The 14945-nt window shown below is 69.9% G+C and carries 12 protein-coding genes and 1 riboswitch; of the genes, 6 read left to right on the forward strand and 6 right to left on the reverse strand.

The window, feature by feature from the left end; all coding sequences use genetic code 11:
- Positions 1 to 93: 93 nt before the first annotated feature.
- A complete protein-coding gene (gene rocD, locus AB1046_RS13930) occupies positions 94 to 1695 on the forward strand; it encodes an ornithine--oxo-acid transaminase (RefSeq protein ID WP_369369898.1) in 1602 nt (533 codons plus the stop codon).
- Positions 1696 to 1711: 16 nt separating this feature from the next.
- The gene (locus AB1046_RS13935; protein WP_369369899.1) at positions 1712 to 2989 is read left to right on the forward strand and encodes an aminotransferase class I/II-fold pyridoxal phosphate-dependent enzyme; all 1278 of its coding nucleotides are present in this window, start codon (positions 1712 to 1714) and stop codon (positions 2987 to 2989) included.
- A 78-nt stretch (positions 2990 to 3067) separates the two neighbouring features.
- Here AB1046_RS13935 and AB1046_RS13940 read toward each other — a convergent pair whose 3' ends face one another.
- The 3 genes from AB1046_RS13940 to AB1046_RS13950 form a co-directional block, all read right to left on the reverse strand.
- Positions 3068 to 4063 (reverse strand): universal stress protein, encoded by a 996-nt coding sequence (locus tag AB1046_RS13940; RefSeq protein ID WP_369369901.1) that lies wholly within the window; start codon positions 4061 to 4063, stop codon positions 3068 to 3070.
- Positions 4064 to 4261: 198 nt separating this feature from the next.
- Complete coding sequence (locus tag AB1046_RS13945; protein WP_369369902.1) at positions 4262 to 4996, reverse strand: C40 family peptidase; 735 nt, start codon at positions 4994 to 4996, stop codon at positions 4262 to 4264.
- 50 nt (positions 4997 to 5046) lie between these two features.
- Positions 5047 to 5240: riboswitch (cyclic di-AMP (ydaO/yuaA leader) on the reverse strand.
- A gap of 166 nt (positions 5241 to 5406) precedes the next feature.
- Positions 5407 to 6123 (reverse strand): iron dependent repressor, metal binding and dimerization domain protein, encoded by a 717-nt coding sequence (locus AB1046_RS13950; protein ID WP_369369903.1) that lies wholly within the window; start codon positions 6121 to 6123, stop codon positions 5407 to 5409.
- An 83-nt stretch (positions 6124 to 6206) separates the two neighbouring features.
- Here AB1046_RS13950 and serC point away from each other — a divergent pair, with 83 nt between their 5' ends.
- From serC to AB1046_RS13970, 4 genes are all read left to right on the forward strand, one after another.
- Positions 6207 to 7316, forward strand: coding sequence for a phosphoserine transaminase (gene serC, locus AB1046_RS13955; RefSeq protein ID WP_369369905.1), 1110 nt, complete (start codon positions 6207 to 6209; stop codon positions 7314 to 7316).
- A 152-nt stretch (positions 7317 to 7468) separates the two neighbouring features.
- Positions 7469 to 8299 (forward strand): MHYT domain-containing protein, encoded by an 831-nt coding sequence (locus AB1046_RS13960; protein WP_369369906.1) that lies wholly within the window; start codon positions 7469 to 7471, stop codon positions 8297 to 8299.
- Positions 8300 to 8418: 119 nt separating this feature from the next.
- Positions 8419 to 8865, forward strand: coding sequence for a MarR family winged helix-turn-helix transcriptional regulator (locus AB1046_RS13965; RefSeq protein WP_369369908.1), 447 nt, complete (start codon positions 8419 to 8421; stop codon positions 8863 to 8865).
- Positions 8862 to 10166: an MFS transporter gene (locus AB1046_RS13970; RefSeq protein ID WP_369369909.1), complete on the forward strand. Its 1305-nt coding sequence runs from the start codon at positions 8862 to 8864 to the stop codon at positions 10164 to 10166. The genes AB1046_RS13965 and AB1046_RS13970 overlap by 4 nt, the downstream gene beginning before the upstream one ends.
- A 124-nt stretch (positions 10167 to 10290) precedes the next feature.
- Here AB1046_RS13970 and AB1046_RS13975 read toward each other — a convergent pair whose 3' ends face one another.
- The 3 genes from AB1046_RS13975 to AB1046_RS13985 all read right to left on the reverse strand — a co-directional run bounded on the left by AB1046_RS13975 (position 10291) and on the right by AB1046_RS13985 (position 14802).
- Entirely contained in the window at positions 10291 to 11754 is a 1464-nt protein-coding gene (locus AB1046_RS13975) for an NCS2 family permease (protein WP_369369910.1), read from the reverse strand.
- A gap of 19 nt (positions 11755 to 11773) precedes the next feature.
- Positions 11774 to 13864, reverse strand: coding sequence for an acyltransferase family protein (locus tag AB1046_RS13980; RefSeq protein ID WP_369369911.1), 2091 nt, complete (start codon positions 13862 to 13864; stop codon positions 11774 to 11776).
- A gap of 125 nt (positions 13865 to 13989) precedes the next feature.
- Complete coding sequence (locus AB1046_RS13985; protein WP_369369912.1) at positions 13990 to 14802, reverse strand: CAP domain-containing protein; 813 nt, start codon at positions 14800 to 14802, stop codon at positions 13990 to 13992.
- Between the last annotated feature and the right edge of the window lie 143 nt (positions 14803 to 14945).

Raw genomic sequence — 14945 nt, forward strand, 5'->3', positions numbered from 1 at the left:
AGCCTGGCGAGGGATGCCCTGCTGAGCACGTCACAAGGCAAATATTGTCGACGTGCTCGGCAAGATGCTTGGTCCCGCTCTAGGCTGCTGGGCATGGCGGACACGACGCACAGCGCTCTCGCCCCTACGTACGACCCACTGCCGATCACAATCGCGCGGGCTCACGGTACGCATGTGTGGGACACGGACGGCAACGAGTTCCTCGACTTCCTGTCGGGGTACTCGGCACTGAATTTTGGGCACCTGCACCAAGGCCTGATCGCCGCTGCGATGACGCAGCTGCGCCAGGTCACGCTCACGTCCCGTGCGTTCGACCATGACCGGCTCGAAGAGTTCGCGCAGCGGCTCGTCGATGTAGTGGGGCCGCTGACCACCGGCGGCGAGGACAGCCTCGTCGTGCCCATGAACACCGGCGCGGAAGCCGTGGAGACCGCGATCAAGGCGGTCCGCAAGTGGGGTTATGACGTGCGCGGCGTGCCCGAGGACACGGCGACGATCGTGGTCGCCGAGGGCAACTTCCACGGTCGCACCACCACGCTTGCCGGCCTCTCGGACGACCCGGCGACCCGCGACGGGTTCGGGCCGTTCGCACCCGGCTTCCGGCGCGTCCCGTTCGGTGACCTCGAAGCCGTGGCCGACGCCGTGGACGAGACCACCGTGGCTGTGCTGATGGAGCCGGTGCAGGGCGAGGCCGGCGTGCTGCTGCCGCCCGACGAGTTCTGGCCGGGCCTGCGCGAGCTCACCGCGGAGAAGAACATCGCCCTGGTCGCGGACGAGATCCAGTCCGGGCTGGGCCGCACCGGCAGCACGCTCGCCTGCGAGCTCTGGGACGTGCAGCCGGATCTCGTCTGTCTGGGCAAGGCGCTGGGCGGCGGGATCGTCCCGGTCTCGGCAGTGGTCGGCAAGCCGGAGATCCTCGGCATCCTGACCCCGGGCACACACGGTTCGACGTTCGGCGGCAACCCGCTGGCCTGCGCAGTCGGCATCGCGGCGCTCGACCTGCTCTCGACCGGCCAGTACCAGGCGCGGGCGGCGGAGTCGGGCAAGCTGCTGAGGGCCCGGCTCGACGAGCTGGTGGAGCGGGGCCTGCTGACCAGTGCGCGCACCGTGGGGCTGTGGGCCGGCATCGACATGGACCCGGCGCTCGGCACCGGGCGCGACCTGTGTTTGGCGCTCCTGGAGCGCGGGGTGCTCGCGAAGGACTCGCACGGGGCGACGATCCGGCTGTCCCCGCCCCTGTCGATAGTGCAGCCCGAGCTCGAGATGGCGCTCGACATCGTCGAGGAGTCCCTGGTGGCGCTGCGCGACGGCGACGGCGCGGACGCGGGCGACACAGCCGCGGAGGACGTCGCGGAGGACGTCGCGGACGATGAAGGCAACGCAGCCGCGGAGGACGTCGCGAACGACGACGCCAGCACTGCCGCCGCAGACGACGAGGCGGAACCTGCCGACTCCGAGGAACCAGCGGAGCCCGCGGACCAGACCGCCGACGCAGCCGACGAGGACGCCGCACCGGAGACCCCTGCCGCAGACGAGGCATCGGACGACGCCCCCGCCGTCGACCCCGAGGAAGCACCCGCTGCCGATAAAGCAGACAAGGCCGACGCCACCAGCGACGTCGACGATGACGACAAGAAAGACGACGCCGCCAAGGGCACCGACGACCGCTCAGAACTGTCACCGACGGCCGGCTGAGCGTAGGCTCCCGGGGGTGACCACTACGACGTCGTCCCCCGCTACCACAGCGCTCCCGGCCATCTCCGAGCTCCAGCAGGCCTACGCCGATCTTCAGGCCAAGGGCCTGAAGCTGGACCTCACGCGCGGCAAGCCCTCGGCCGAGCAGCTTGACCTCGCCGAGCCCATGCTGGCCCTGCCCGGAGCAGGCGTGCACGCCGATGACACGGGCACGGATACGCGCAACTACGGCGGGCTGGACGGCGGGCTCGCGATCCGGCGCATCTTCGCCGAGCTTCTCGACCTGCCGGTGGAGCAGCTCCTCGCGGGCGGGAACGCCTCGCTCACGACCATGCACGACGTCGTCGCGTACGCCGAGCTGTTCGGCTTCCCCGAGTCCCCGAAGCCGTGGGCGCGCGAGGACAAGGTGCGCTGGATCTGCCCGGTGCCGGGCTACGACCGCCACTTCACGATCTGCGAGGTCTTCGGCATCGAGATGGTCCCGGTCCCGATGACGCCGGACGGGCCGGACGCCGAGGCCGTGGCCGCACTCGTCGCGGCGGACCCCACCATCAAGGGCATGTGGGTGGTCCCCACCTACTCGAACCCGGACGGCGCGGTCATCACCGAGGACGTCGCCCGCGCGCTGGTCTCGATGCCCACCGCCGCGCCGGACTTCCGGATCCTGTGGGACAACGCGTACGCGGTGCACCACCTGACCGACGACGAGGTGACCAGCCCCAACGCCGTCGCCCTGGCCGCGGAGGCCGGCCACCCGGACCGGGTGATCCTGTTCGCGTCCACGTCCAAGGTCACGTTCGCGGGCTCGGGCGTGGCGTTCCTGGGTAGCTCGGCAGCCAACATCGCCTGGTACAAGAAGCACCTGTCGGCCGCATCCATCGGCCCGGACAAGATCAACCACCTGCGGCACTCGATGTTCTTCGGCTCGGCCGACGGGGTGCGCGAGCACATGCGCAAGCACCGCGAGATCCTGGCGCCCAAGTTCCAGGCGGTGGTGCAGATCCTGGCCGAACGCCTGGGCAGGTACGGCGTCGCCTCCTGGACCGAGCCGAAGGGTGGCTACTTCGTGTCGCTCGATGTCGCTCCCGGCACGGCGTCCCGGGTGGTGCAGCTGGCCAAGGAGGCCGGGATCGCCCTCACGCCGGCGGGCGCCACCTACCCGTACGGCAAGGACCCGGAGAACAAGAACGTGCGCCTCGCGCCGTCGATGCCGCCGCTGGACGAGGTCCGCACGGCGATGGACGGCGTGGCAACCTGCGTCCTCCTAGCCGCGGCCGAAGCCGCCACCGACTAGCCACCCCACTGTTGTGGGCGGGATCGCTGCGCCTGAACCGGACAGATAGTCGCAATGATCCAGCCCACAACAAACGGGCTAGTCCTGGCAGTGCTTGTTGACCACCAGGACCGGGCACGCCGAGTGGTGCAGCACCGCCTGGCTCGTGGAACCCAGCAGCAGCCCGCGGAACCCGCCGCGGCCACGTGAGCCCACCACCACGAGGTCCGACGCCGTGGAGAACTCCGTGAGCAGCTCGGCGCCGGTCCCGTCGAGCACGATCCGCCGGATCCGCAGCCCAGGGTTCTCCGCCTCGTACCGGTCGATCAGGACGTCCATGCCGGCCCCGATGTCGGCAAGCACCTGCTCGCGGTCGATGGTCGACGGCAGCCACGCCAGCATCCCCGAGTTGCCCACGGGCACCCCGGTGACGGCGGTCAGCTCCGCACCCCACGCGTTGGCCTGGAAGATTGCCTGCTGCAGGGCCCGCTCGGCCTGCGGGGACCCGTCCACACCGACGACGATCCGGCGCACCTCCCGGGTCTCGCCCGCCCCGGGAGCCGTGCCGGACGCCGCCGTGCCTGACACGTCAGCGGCGGGTGCCGGCGGGGCGCCGGATCCGGCGCCCGGCACGGTCCACGAGACGCCGCGGTTCGCCTCCGCGCGCAGCGGCACCACCACGACGGGGATCTTCGCGTGCGCGGGCAGTGCGGATGAGACAGTACCGAGCAGCCGCTCCGCGAACCCACCCCGGCCGCGCGTGCCGACGACGGCCAGCCCGTAGTCGGCGGACATCTCCACGAGCACACCCGCCGCGTCTCCGGTGGCGACCTCGGTGGTGGCGCGCACGCCGCTGTCGGCCACCCGAGCCTCGGCCTCGGCGAGGACCGCCTTGGCGCCCTCCTGGATGGTGGTGTCATCGAGTGCGGCGTACCCGCCGTCGAGCGACGCCGCCGTGAACGACGGCAAGGAGTAGCTGCACACGATGTGCAGCGCCCAGCCCACACGATGCGCGTAAGCGGTGGCCCAGTCCAGCGCGTTCAGGCTCGCGGCCGACCCGTCCACCCCGACCAGTACGACCTCGGATCGCGTCATTGCCAGCCCTTTCTTCGCTCAAGCATCTTTGCACGCCAACGCTACCGGCGACGCACTGGTTGTGGGTTACCGGTAGCAAAAAGACTGCAGAAAATGGCAAAGCAAAACGCCTGCCCGGTCTCGACAGGCTCGACCACCGTGGGTCGAGCCTGTCGGGACGGGACAGGCGCTCTGTCTTGCGGTACTGCGCGGCTGCGATCAGCCCAGACGAATGAAGGTGGGGTTCGACTGCCAGATGGTGCGGAAGTCGACCACGGTGCCCGGCTTGGACGCGTCGATCATGGTGTTGCCACCGGCGTAGATCGAGACGTGCCCCGGGGTCCACATCAGGTCGCCCGGCTGGGCCTCAGAGGCCGACACCTGCGTGCCGTAGCCAGACTGCGCCGACGACGAGTGCGGCAGATCGATGCCGAGCTGAGCAAAGACGTACTGGGTGAAGCCCGAGCAGTCCATGCCGCTCGGGCTGGCGCCACCGGAGACGTAGGGAACGCCGATGTAGCGGCTCGCGATGGAGATCACGGAGTTGCCGATCGCCGACGCGGGGACGTCTACGGACGAGGCGGCGGCCTCGGCTGCTTCAGCAGCCTCCGCGGCAGCGGCCTCGGCTGCCTCAGCAGCCTCCTCGGCGGCCAGCTCGGCCTGGTAGTCCTCGTTCTCGTCGGCGGAGACCACGGAGACCGCGGCCTTCTCGACGTTGAGCTCGGCGTCGGGTGCGACGGTCACAACAGGAGCGTTGGTGAGCGATTCGCGAGCCTGCGACGTCAGCGCGTTCAGGTCGACCGAGTTCATCTTGGCCTGGCTGGCCTCGACCGGCGCAGCCTGTGCGGCCATCGCGCCGCCGAAGGTCGAGACGAGAAGCGCTCCACCAGCAGCGGCAACAGCGGTACGGCGACCGACTGCGGCGTTCTGGGCGAACTCGGTGAGCGGAGTCACGGGTCGGCGCGCAGCCCTATGGCGTGCGCGGGTGGTACGTGCAGTCACGTAGTACCTCTCCTTGAACGCCTTCGAGGTCAGCTGTCGGGTTCGGGTGGGAGAAATCACCCGGCCGAGATCTCCCGAAGGAAAACCCGGCTTCACCCCGAGGACGCACCCTGGCGCCCATTGGTGGGTCCCCCGCCTCTGTCATGCGGTCGTCTTGGGGCCTCGAGCCGGTGACAGAGTTCGGCGTCCGTCCGAGGACTCCTACGAAAAACTCCGCGGGAGCGCTCTGAACGTACCGGACCTCTTGGCCGATGTCACGTTCCGGCAACGAATGCCATAGCGTGTCGAAAACAGGGTGACCTCTTTCCGACAAAACGGGCGCGCGATAGCCCCGCTCAGCCCGTCAGAACGGACCCTCAGACTCAGGCCGTCGCCACAAACAGGTGGCGGGCCAGGTCCTCGCTGAGCTCGAGCGCCGTACCGGAGCCGTCCACAGTCACCGTGAAGAGGCCGTCGTGGTGCTCGGCGGTGATGCGGGAACCCGGCACCAGTCCGGCGTCGGACAGCCGCGAGAGGAGCTCGACGTCGGTCTGCAGCGGCTCCGCGATGCGGGTGAGCGACGCCGCGAGCGGCTCGCCCTTGACGCCCTTCTTCGCCGCGGCCTCGAACGCCGCCGGCAGGGAGATCACGCCCGTCAGGAACGGCACGTCGGTATAGGCCTCGCCAAGCTCGGACAGCCCGGGGATCGGGTTGCCGTACGGGTCGTGGTGCGGGTGGTCGAGCAGGCCCACGAGCCGCTTCTCCACGAGGTCGCTCATCACGTGCTCCCAGCGACACGCCTCGACGTGCACGTGCTCCCAGTCCAGCTTGATGACGTCGGTCAGCAGCCGCTCCGCGAGGCGGTGCTTGCGCATCACGCGCATCGCCTTGTCGTGGCCCAGCTCGGTGAGCTCGAGGTGGCGGTCGCCGGTCACGATCACCAGGCCGTCGCGCTCCATGCGCGCGACAGTCTGCGACACCGTCGGCCCGGAGTGCCCGAGGCGTTCCGCGATGCGCGCGCGCAGGGGGGTGATGCCCTCCTCGTCGAGCTCGTAGATCGTCTTGAGGTACATCTCGGTGGTGTCGATCAGATCCGTCACGTCAGCTCCCGTCATGCGCGCAGCCGCCCAGTCGCCCTGGACTCGTGCGGCCCGGGCGTCGGCCCAGGTTCTAGTCTAGTTCTGTGCCACTGACACTCCCGACACATCTGCTGCCAGCCGACGGACGTTTCGGCTCCGGCCCCTCCAAGGTGCGCCCGGCACAGCTCGATCATCTCGTGTCGAACGCCGCTGTGCTCGGCACCTCGCACCGGCGCGCCCCGGTGAAAGACCTGGTGCGCCGCATTCGCGAGGGTGTCACGGAGCTGCTCGGCGCGCCCGACGGGTACGAGGTGGCGCTCGGCAACGGCGGCTCCACCGCCTTCTGGGACGTCGCCACGCTGTGCCTCGTCGAGCGCAGGGCGCAGCACGCGTCGTTCGGCGAGTTCAGCGGCAAGTTCGCGACGGCGACCTCACGCGCCCCGTTCCTCGAGCCGTCCCAGGTGATCTCGGCGGAGCCGGGCACGGTGGCCTACCTCCAGGCGTCCGCCGACGTCGACACCTACGCCACCCCGCACAACGAGACCTCCACGGGGGCCATGGCCCCCGTGCTACGCCCCGCGGGGCCCGACGGCGCCCTCGTGCTCACCGATGCGACGTCCGGCGCCGGCGCGCTGCCCGTCGACCTGAGCCAGACCGACGCCTACTACTTCGCCCCGCAGAAGGCGTTCGCGGCCGACGGGGGCCTCTGGCTCGCCGTCCTCTCCCCCGCCGCGGTGGAGCGCGCCGCCCGGATCGAGAGCTCCGGGCGCTGGGTGCCGGAGTTCCTGTCGCTGACGACGGCGCTCGAGAACTCCCGCCTGGACCAGACCCTCAACACACCCGCCGTCGCCACGCTGCTGCTCCTGGCCGACCAGGTGGAGTGGCTGATCGCCCAGGGCGGCCTCGACTGGTCGACCAAGCGCTGCGCGACATCGGCCCAGATCCTCTACTCCTGGGCCGAGTCCCGTCCGTGGGCGACGCCGTTCGTCGCGCGCCCGGAAGAGCGCTCCACGGTGGTCGGCACCATCGACCTGACCGACGAGATCGACGTCGGACTAGTACTCTCCGAACTGAGCGCCAACGGCATCCAGGACGTGTTCGCGTACCGGAAGCTCGGGCGCAACCAGCTGAGGGTCGGCATGTTCCCCGCGGTCGAGCCGGACGACGTCGCGGCACTCACCGCCTGCGTGGACTACATCGTGGAAAGTCTCTGACCAGCACGATCACGTCCGCAATATCCCTTGAACGGGGAGTTCTGCCTATTGTCCGAGGTACAGGGACTCTGTAACGTTTCCGCAACAGAGGGAACCATTCTGAGGGGCTGTTCAACACCATGCCAGTGATCGACCACTTCACATTCGGGATCGTGACGCCTCTGCTGGCGTACGCCATCTCGTGTACCGGCGCAGCGACGGGCCTCGCGTGCACGTCTCGTGCCCGAGCAGCTTCGGGCGGCACGCGTGCGGCGTGGCTCGTGTTCGGCGCCATCGCCCTCGGCGGCACCGGCATCTGGGTGATGCACTTCGTCGCCATGCTGGGTTTCTCCGCCTCCGGCGTGACCATCAGGTACAACATTCCCGAGACCCTCCTGAGCGCGGCGATCGCCATCGTCGTCGTCGGTGCGGGCCTCTTCATCACCGAGCTGGGCAAGCGCAAGCTGGCGGCGATGATCGTCGGCGGCACTCTGGCGGGCGCGGGTGTCGCGGCCATGCATTACATGGGCATGGAAGCAATGGAGATGTCGGCGGACGTCGTCTACGACCCGACCTACGTCATCGCCTCGATCGTCATCGCGGTCGTCGCGGCGACCGCCGCTCTGTGGTGCACCGTCCACATCCGCGGCACGCTCGCCACGATCGTGGCGACGCTCGTCATGGGGCTTGCCGTGACCGGCATGCACTACACGGGTATGGCCGGCGTCTCGGTCATCAACCCGGTCGACAGCGTCCCGCCCGGCGCGTCCACGATGCAGCTGCTCGTGCCGCTGGTGATGGCTGTCAGCGTCGTGACGTTCCTGCTCATCCTCGGCATCGGCCTGTGGCCCACCGAGGACGAGCTGCGCACCCAGGCCGAGTTCGAGAACCGGCTCAAGGCGCACAGCGAGCAGGGCCAGCGGTTCGCGACCGCGCAGCAGGAGCTCCCGCAGGAACCGCAGCCGGGTCCCGCGCAGTTCGCGCAGACACATCGCTCGCGCTGACCGCTGGCAGCAGCTTTCGAAAGCGCCCGTCCCCTTGCGGGGGCGGGCGCTTCGTCGTCCCCCCGTGGTGTGAGCACACCCACGTACCGTTAGCAAGGGTAATGAACTAGACTACGGCAGTGTCGTCGAGCTCCCGCAGGCCCAGTAACAGCCCGGCCACCGTCGGGGGCGACCTGCGCGTCGCGCTCACCCGGATCTCCCGCCGCCTGCGTGCCGAACGCGGCGAGGCCGACCTCCCCGAGGGGCAGTTCGGGATCCTGACCGTCCTGCACAAGCACGGCGAGATGTCCCCCGGTTCCCTCGCCGAGCACGAGCGGGTCCGACCGCCGTCGATGACCCGGGCCGTGAACACCCTGGCGGAGCTCGGCCTCGTCGAGAAGGTCGAGCACGCCACCGACCGGCGCCAGGTCGTCGTCCGGCTCAGTGCCGCGGGCGTGCGTGAGGTCGCCGAGACCCGGCGTCGGCGCGACGCCTGGCTCACCAAACAGCTGTCCACCCTGACCGTAGAGGAGAGAGAGATCCTTGCAGGAGCCAACGAGCTCCTCATCCGGATCGCCGCTCAATGAGCGCCACTTTTGCCAGCCTGAAATTCCGTAACTATCGCCTCTGGTTCGCCAGCGCTCTCGTCGCCAACATCGGCACCTGGATGCAGCGCGTGGCGCAGGACTGGGTAGTCCTGACCGTCCTGACCAACAACTCCGGCGTGGCCGTGGGTATCGTCACCGCGCTGCAGTTCCTCCCCCACCTGTTCCTGTCCGCGTGGGCCGGGCTGCTCGCCGACCGCGTCGACCGGCGCAAGCTCCTGATGATGACGCAGGCCGGCATGGGCGTACTGGGCCTCGGGCTCGGTGCGCTGGTGCTGTCCGGCGCGGCGGAGCTGTGGCACGTGTACGTGTTCGCCACCCTGCTCGGGGTCGTGAGCGCCATCGACGGGCCCGTGCGCCAGACGTTCGTCGCCCAGCTCGTGCCGCCCACGCGGCTCGCCAACGCCGTCGGCCTCAACTCGTCGAACTTCAACGCCGCGCGGCTCATCGGTCCCGGTGTGGCTGGGCTGCTCATCGCCGCCGTCGGCAGCGGCTGGGTGTTCATCATCAACGGCATCACGTTCGGCGCCGTGATCATCTCGCTCTCCCGGATGGGCGACCTGTACCCCCTGCCCACCGCCTCGCGCGCCAAGGGCCAGATCCGCGAAGGGCTCTCCTATATCCGCGGGCGCAGCGACATCGTGGTGATCATGGTCGTGATGGGCGTGGTCTCCATGTTCGGCCTGAACTTCCAGCTGACATCGGCCATGATGGCGCGCGTCGAGTTCGGCCGGGGAGCGAGCGAGTACGGCATCCTCGGCTCCGTCCTGGCGATCGGCTCGCTCGCCGGCGCGCTGCTGGCGGCACGGCGCGAGCGGCCGCGGGTACGGCTCGTGCTCGGCGCCGCGTTCGCCTTCGCGATCGCCATGGGGATCCAGGCGGTCATGCCGACCTACCTCGGGTACCTGCTGATGTGCATCCCCGTCGGCTTCGCCTCCCTGACCATGCTGACCTCCGCGAACGCGGCGATCCAGCTGTCCGTGGCACCAGAGCTGCGCGGGCGCGTCATGTCGATCTACGTGATGGTCCTGCTCGGCACCACACCGCTCGGCTCGCCTGTGGTCGGCTGGATCGGTGAGACGTTCGGACCGCGGTACGCCGTGCTCCTCGGTGCGATGGCGACGCTGCTCGTCGCGGTGATCGCGACGATCTGGGCGGCCAGAACCTGGCACGTCCGTGTGCACGCCCGCCTGTCCCGGGCACACCGCATCCCCCGCCCGTACCTCCAGGTCGACTACCCGGGCATGTCCCAAACCCCCCAAAAGCAGACTCTGGCGGCCTGACCGCGCTCGATCTAAAGGTCCGCTTCTGCCAAGCGGTTGGGCATGGTCCTGACGCCAGAACCAGGCCCAACCACTTGCTCAGAGCGGACCCCTCCCGACCCGACCCCGACGCCGGCCGGGCAGGTCAGAGGCCTATTGCCGTGCGGATCGGGCCCAGCAGGAAGTAGACGACGAAGAGGACCGCCGCGATCCACAGCAGCGGGTGGACCCGCCCGGCCTTGCCCACGGCGATCTTGAGCAGCACGAACGAGATCACGCCGGCCCCGATGCCGACCGTGATCGAGTACGCGAACGGCATGAGCACCATGGTCAGGAACGCCGGTATGGCGACCTCGAGGTCCTTCCAGTCGATGCCCGTCACCTGCACGACCATCAGGAACCCGACGATCACGAGGGCGGGGGTCGCGGCCTCGTGCGGCACCACCTCGACGAGCGGCGCCAGGAACGTGGTCAGCAGGAACGCCACACCGGTGGTCACCGCGGCGAGCCCGGTGCGGGCGCCGTCGCCCACGCCGGACGCCGACTCGACGTACGCGGTGTTCGAGGACACCGACCCGGCGCCGCCCGCGACGGCGGCCAGCGAGTCGACCACCAGGATCTGGGTCGTCCGGGGAGGATTTCCACGGGAGTCGAGCAGCCCGGCCTCGCCGCCGATGGCGACCATCGTGCCCATCGTGTCGAAGAAGTCGGCGATGAGCAGCGTGAACACCAGCAGGATCACGGCGATGGGGCCGATTGCCTCGATCGACCCGAACAGCGAGAACTGGCCGATGAGCGAGAAGTCGGGTAGCGCCACCACGGAGTCCGGCAGGGCGGGGACGTTGAGCGCCCAGCCGCCCGGGTTGTCGCCGTCGCGCGCGCCGATGCTGCCGACGGCCTCGACGATCAGCGCGAGCACCGTGGCGGCGATGATCGCGATCAGGATGCCGCCGCGCACCTTCCGCACCATCAGGACGGCGGCGAGCAGCAGGCCGAACGCGAACACGAACAGCGGCCAGGTGCCGACCGAGCCGCCCATGCCCAGCTCCGTGGGGGTCGCCAGGGAGGCGGGGATGCGCACGAATCCGGCGTCGAACACCCCGATGAAGGCGATGAACAGACCGATGCCCACGCTGATCGCTACCTTCAGCTCGCGCGGCACCGCCTTGAACACTGCCGCCCGGAAGCCGGTGATCACCAGGAGCAGGATGACGAGGCCCTCGAGCACCACGATGCCCATGGCATCGGCCCAGGTCATGCCCGGCAGGGCGGCCACGGAGTAGGCGACGACGGCGTTCAGGCCGAGGCCTGCCGCGAGCGCCAGCGGGAAGTTCGCGACGACGCCCATGAGGATCGACATGACGCCGGCCACGAGCGCGGTCGCCGCGGCGATCGCCGGCAGGTTGCCGCCCGTTGCGTCGCCGCCGAGGAACTGGCCGGTCCCGTCGGGCACGTTGCCGAGGATGAGCGGGTTGAGCACCACTATGTAGCTCATCGTGAAGAAGGTGACGAGCCCGCCCCGGACCTCCGTCCAGACCGTGGAGCCGCGTTCGCTGATCTTGAAGAACCGGTCGACGGCGCCCCGCGCCTGGGCCTGGTCGTGAGCCATGGTCCGATGTTGCCCTTCGTTACCCGATGTTGCCTGACGACGTGCCGAGGACCGCGGCCTGGAGCATCCGCTCGACGGACGGCACCTGCGTCAGAACGTAGTCGGCGCTGAGGTGGTGGTAGTCCCGGTAGACGGGGTCCTGGATGTCCCCGACGCTGCAGGTCTGCTCGTCGCAGGTCTGGGACCAGACCCCGTCCCAGGTCGTCACACCGTACTTGCTCCATATCTCGGCGCTGATCCGGGGCAGGTCCCCGTTCGACTCCTCGGCCTCGGCCAGCGACATGCTGCAGTCGCCGAGGCCGGACCAGGGTCGGGTGAGGCATTCGAGGGGGTCCATGTCGAGCTGCGGGTTGTCCCGGACAGCTACCACGTTGGGCGTGACGGAGGTGAGGTGCGCGAACAGCTCGTCGTTCGCGCTCGCCCACGTTGCGCGTACCTCTTCGTCGGTCATCCCGGTGCCGTCGGCGTGCTCCATGCGGTCGGAGTAGATCTGGGCCTGGCTGACGACGACGGCGTCGGGCTGCAGCTCTTCGACGACGCTCACCGACTCCGCCTGGAAGTCGCTGCACGACCCGCGTTCCTTGGGCTGGTAGACGTTGACCTCGGCGGCGGGGCAGCCGTGCCGCCAGCGGACGGCGAGGCGGAGGCCGGCGTCGGACGCCGCGGCGTCGAAGGCGGGGATCCACTGCATGGCGTGCGAGTCGCCGAGGAGCAGCACTGTGGTGTCCGCGTCGACGTCGCCGAGCAGGCAGACGTCGCTGCCCGACGGCAGCTGGGTGACCTCGGTGCAGCCGTAGGACTCCGGCTCGGCGCCGATCTTGGCGGCCGTGGCGTAGGGCTCGCGCTCCAGCACGGCGGCGGTCGCTACGCGGACGCCGACCGCGAGGGCGCCGACGGCGAGCCCGATCACCAGGGTGACGGCGGCGGTGCGCCGCCAGGACTTCATGGCGGCGCTGAACCGGATCGGGTTCTCGACCCAGTGATAGGTCGCGAACGCGGCGCCGAGCGCGCCGAGGGAGGCGAGCACCTTGATCCAGATCGCGTCGTCCTGCACCGCGGCGGTGGTGAGCACCACGAACGGCCAGTGCCAGAGGTACCAGGAGTAGGAGACGTCGCCGAGCCGTTGCATCACCGGCAGGTCGAGCACGCGGTCCACCCAGGTGCCTGACGCCGGGATGCTGCCCGCCGTGAGCACCAGAAGCGTGCCGCCCACGGGCAGGAGGGCGACGGTGCCGGGGAACGGATCGGTCTCGAGCACAAAGGCGAAGGAGAGCGCCAGCAGCGCGAACCCGGCGGTCCCGAGCAGGGCCCGGAGCAGGACCGGCCGTAGGCGGGACCGTTCGGCGAGCCGTCCCCACGGCAGCGTTGCGACGAGGGCGGCGCCCGCAAACTCCCAGGCCCGGGTCGGCAGGATGTAGAACGCCCAGTCGGGGGCGGCCGCCGTCAGCCAGACGGAGGCGGCGAGCGAGACGACGAAGGTGCCGGCGAACAGGATCTGCAGCATCCGGCGGGCGGGTACGCGGGTGCGCCGCGCGACGGCCACGGCCAGCAGGATCAGCAGCGGCCAGAAGATGTAGAACTGCTCCTCGATACCGAGCGACCAGGTGTGCAGGTAGGGGCTCGGGATGACGGAGTCGGAGAAGTAGTTCTGCCCCTGGTACGGGAACAGGAGGTTGGAGACGAACAGCATGGCCGACGCGGCGTGCCAGGCGAGGCGGCCCCAGACCAGCGGCGACAGGATCAGCAGGCACGCGACCAGCGTGACCACGACGACCAGCGCGAGCGCCGGCACGAGGCGCCGCATGCGGCGGGTCCAGAACTGGACGAGGTCGACGGTCCCGCTGCGGTCCACCTCGCGCAGCAGCAGGGAGCTGATCAGGTAGCCGGAGATCACGTAGAAGATGTCGACGCCGGTGAACCCGCCGGGGATCGAGATGCCCGCGTGGTAGATGACGACGGCGAGCACGGCGACGGCACGCAGCCCGTTGATGTCGGTGCGGAACGTGTGACCGGCGCTAGGGGTGGCGGCAGCCGGGTCGGTGCTCAGACCGCTGGGCTCTGCGGGCGGTCCGGCGGTTCGCTCGACGGCGGTTGTCGTCGCCTGCGCCATTTTTCTCCTGCTGTCGTTCCGGGCTGGTTCGCGCCTCACACCATAACGGGCGCCAGACATCAGGTTGGCCGCGTACCGGGGAGGGTCTGGGGAGTTCCTCGTCGCGCACGGCCGCGGCCGTGGCCCTAGCCCAGGAAGACGTGGGCGCAGATCATGACCGGAGCGGCGGGGCTTCCGCCGTCCGGCACGCAGGCGACGGCGCCGCGCGTCAGGCTGCCGTTCAGGATGTTGGCACGGTGCCCCTCGGACTCCATCCAGCCCTGCGCGGCCTCCGCCGGGGTCCACGCGCCCTTGGCCAGGTTCTCCGCGACAGTCGTGGTGGGGCAGGCCTCGAAGATCGGCTCGAGCGGCGCGTGCGCCAGCTCCTGGCCGATCAGCGCCTCCGCCCGGTCGAGCGCCACGTCGTACGCGCAGGTGTCGTGGACCAGGGCCGGCAGCCCGTTCGCCGTGCGGTGTCCGTTGACCGCGTCCTCCAGGGCCGCGGCGTACTGCACGGCCTCGGTGAGGTCGGGCTCGGTGGTGTCGCCGCCGCCCGTGCCGCCGCCGGCATCGGCTCCGGTGTCGCCGCCGGAACCATCGCCGCCCGGGTCGGTGCCGTCGCTCGCTCCGGGGCGCGGCTCACGCTCCTCGCTGCGCGACGCCGAATCGCCGGGCGCCGCCTGCACCTCCACCGCCGCGGCCTCCAGGGTGTGCTCCCCGTGGATGGCGCCGACCGAGCTGGGCTGCGGTGACGGGGCCACCTCCGCGGCCACCGCCTGGCTCACGACGCCGGGAGCGATCCCGGGCGCGGGCATCGGCTCGGCGCTCGGGTCGAGGACGCCGGCGCAGGCCGTGAGACACGCGAGGACCACCACCGTCAGGGCAGCACGGGCGAGGGCCCTGCGCGGGGCGTGCACCGGCTGGACCGCGGACGACGTCGTACTGCGTGCTGGAGACACGAGTCCGGACAATACCGGCGATCACGACAGTACGGAATACCCCAGAGCGTCCGATCTGGCGAACGGACGATTCGGGTCGCACGCGGACCATTCATCGCATATTTTTGCAAGGCACCCGCGACCCTTTTTCAGGCCGACCAGCT

Source organism: Promicromonospora sp. Populi, from assembly GCF_041081105.1.
GTDB lineage: Bacteria > Actinomycetota > Actinomycetes > Actinomycetales > Cellulomonadaceae > Promicromonospora.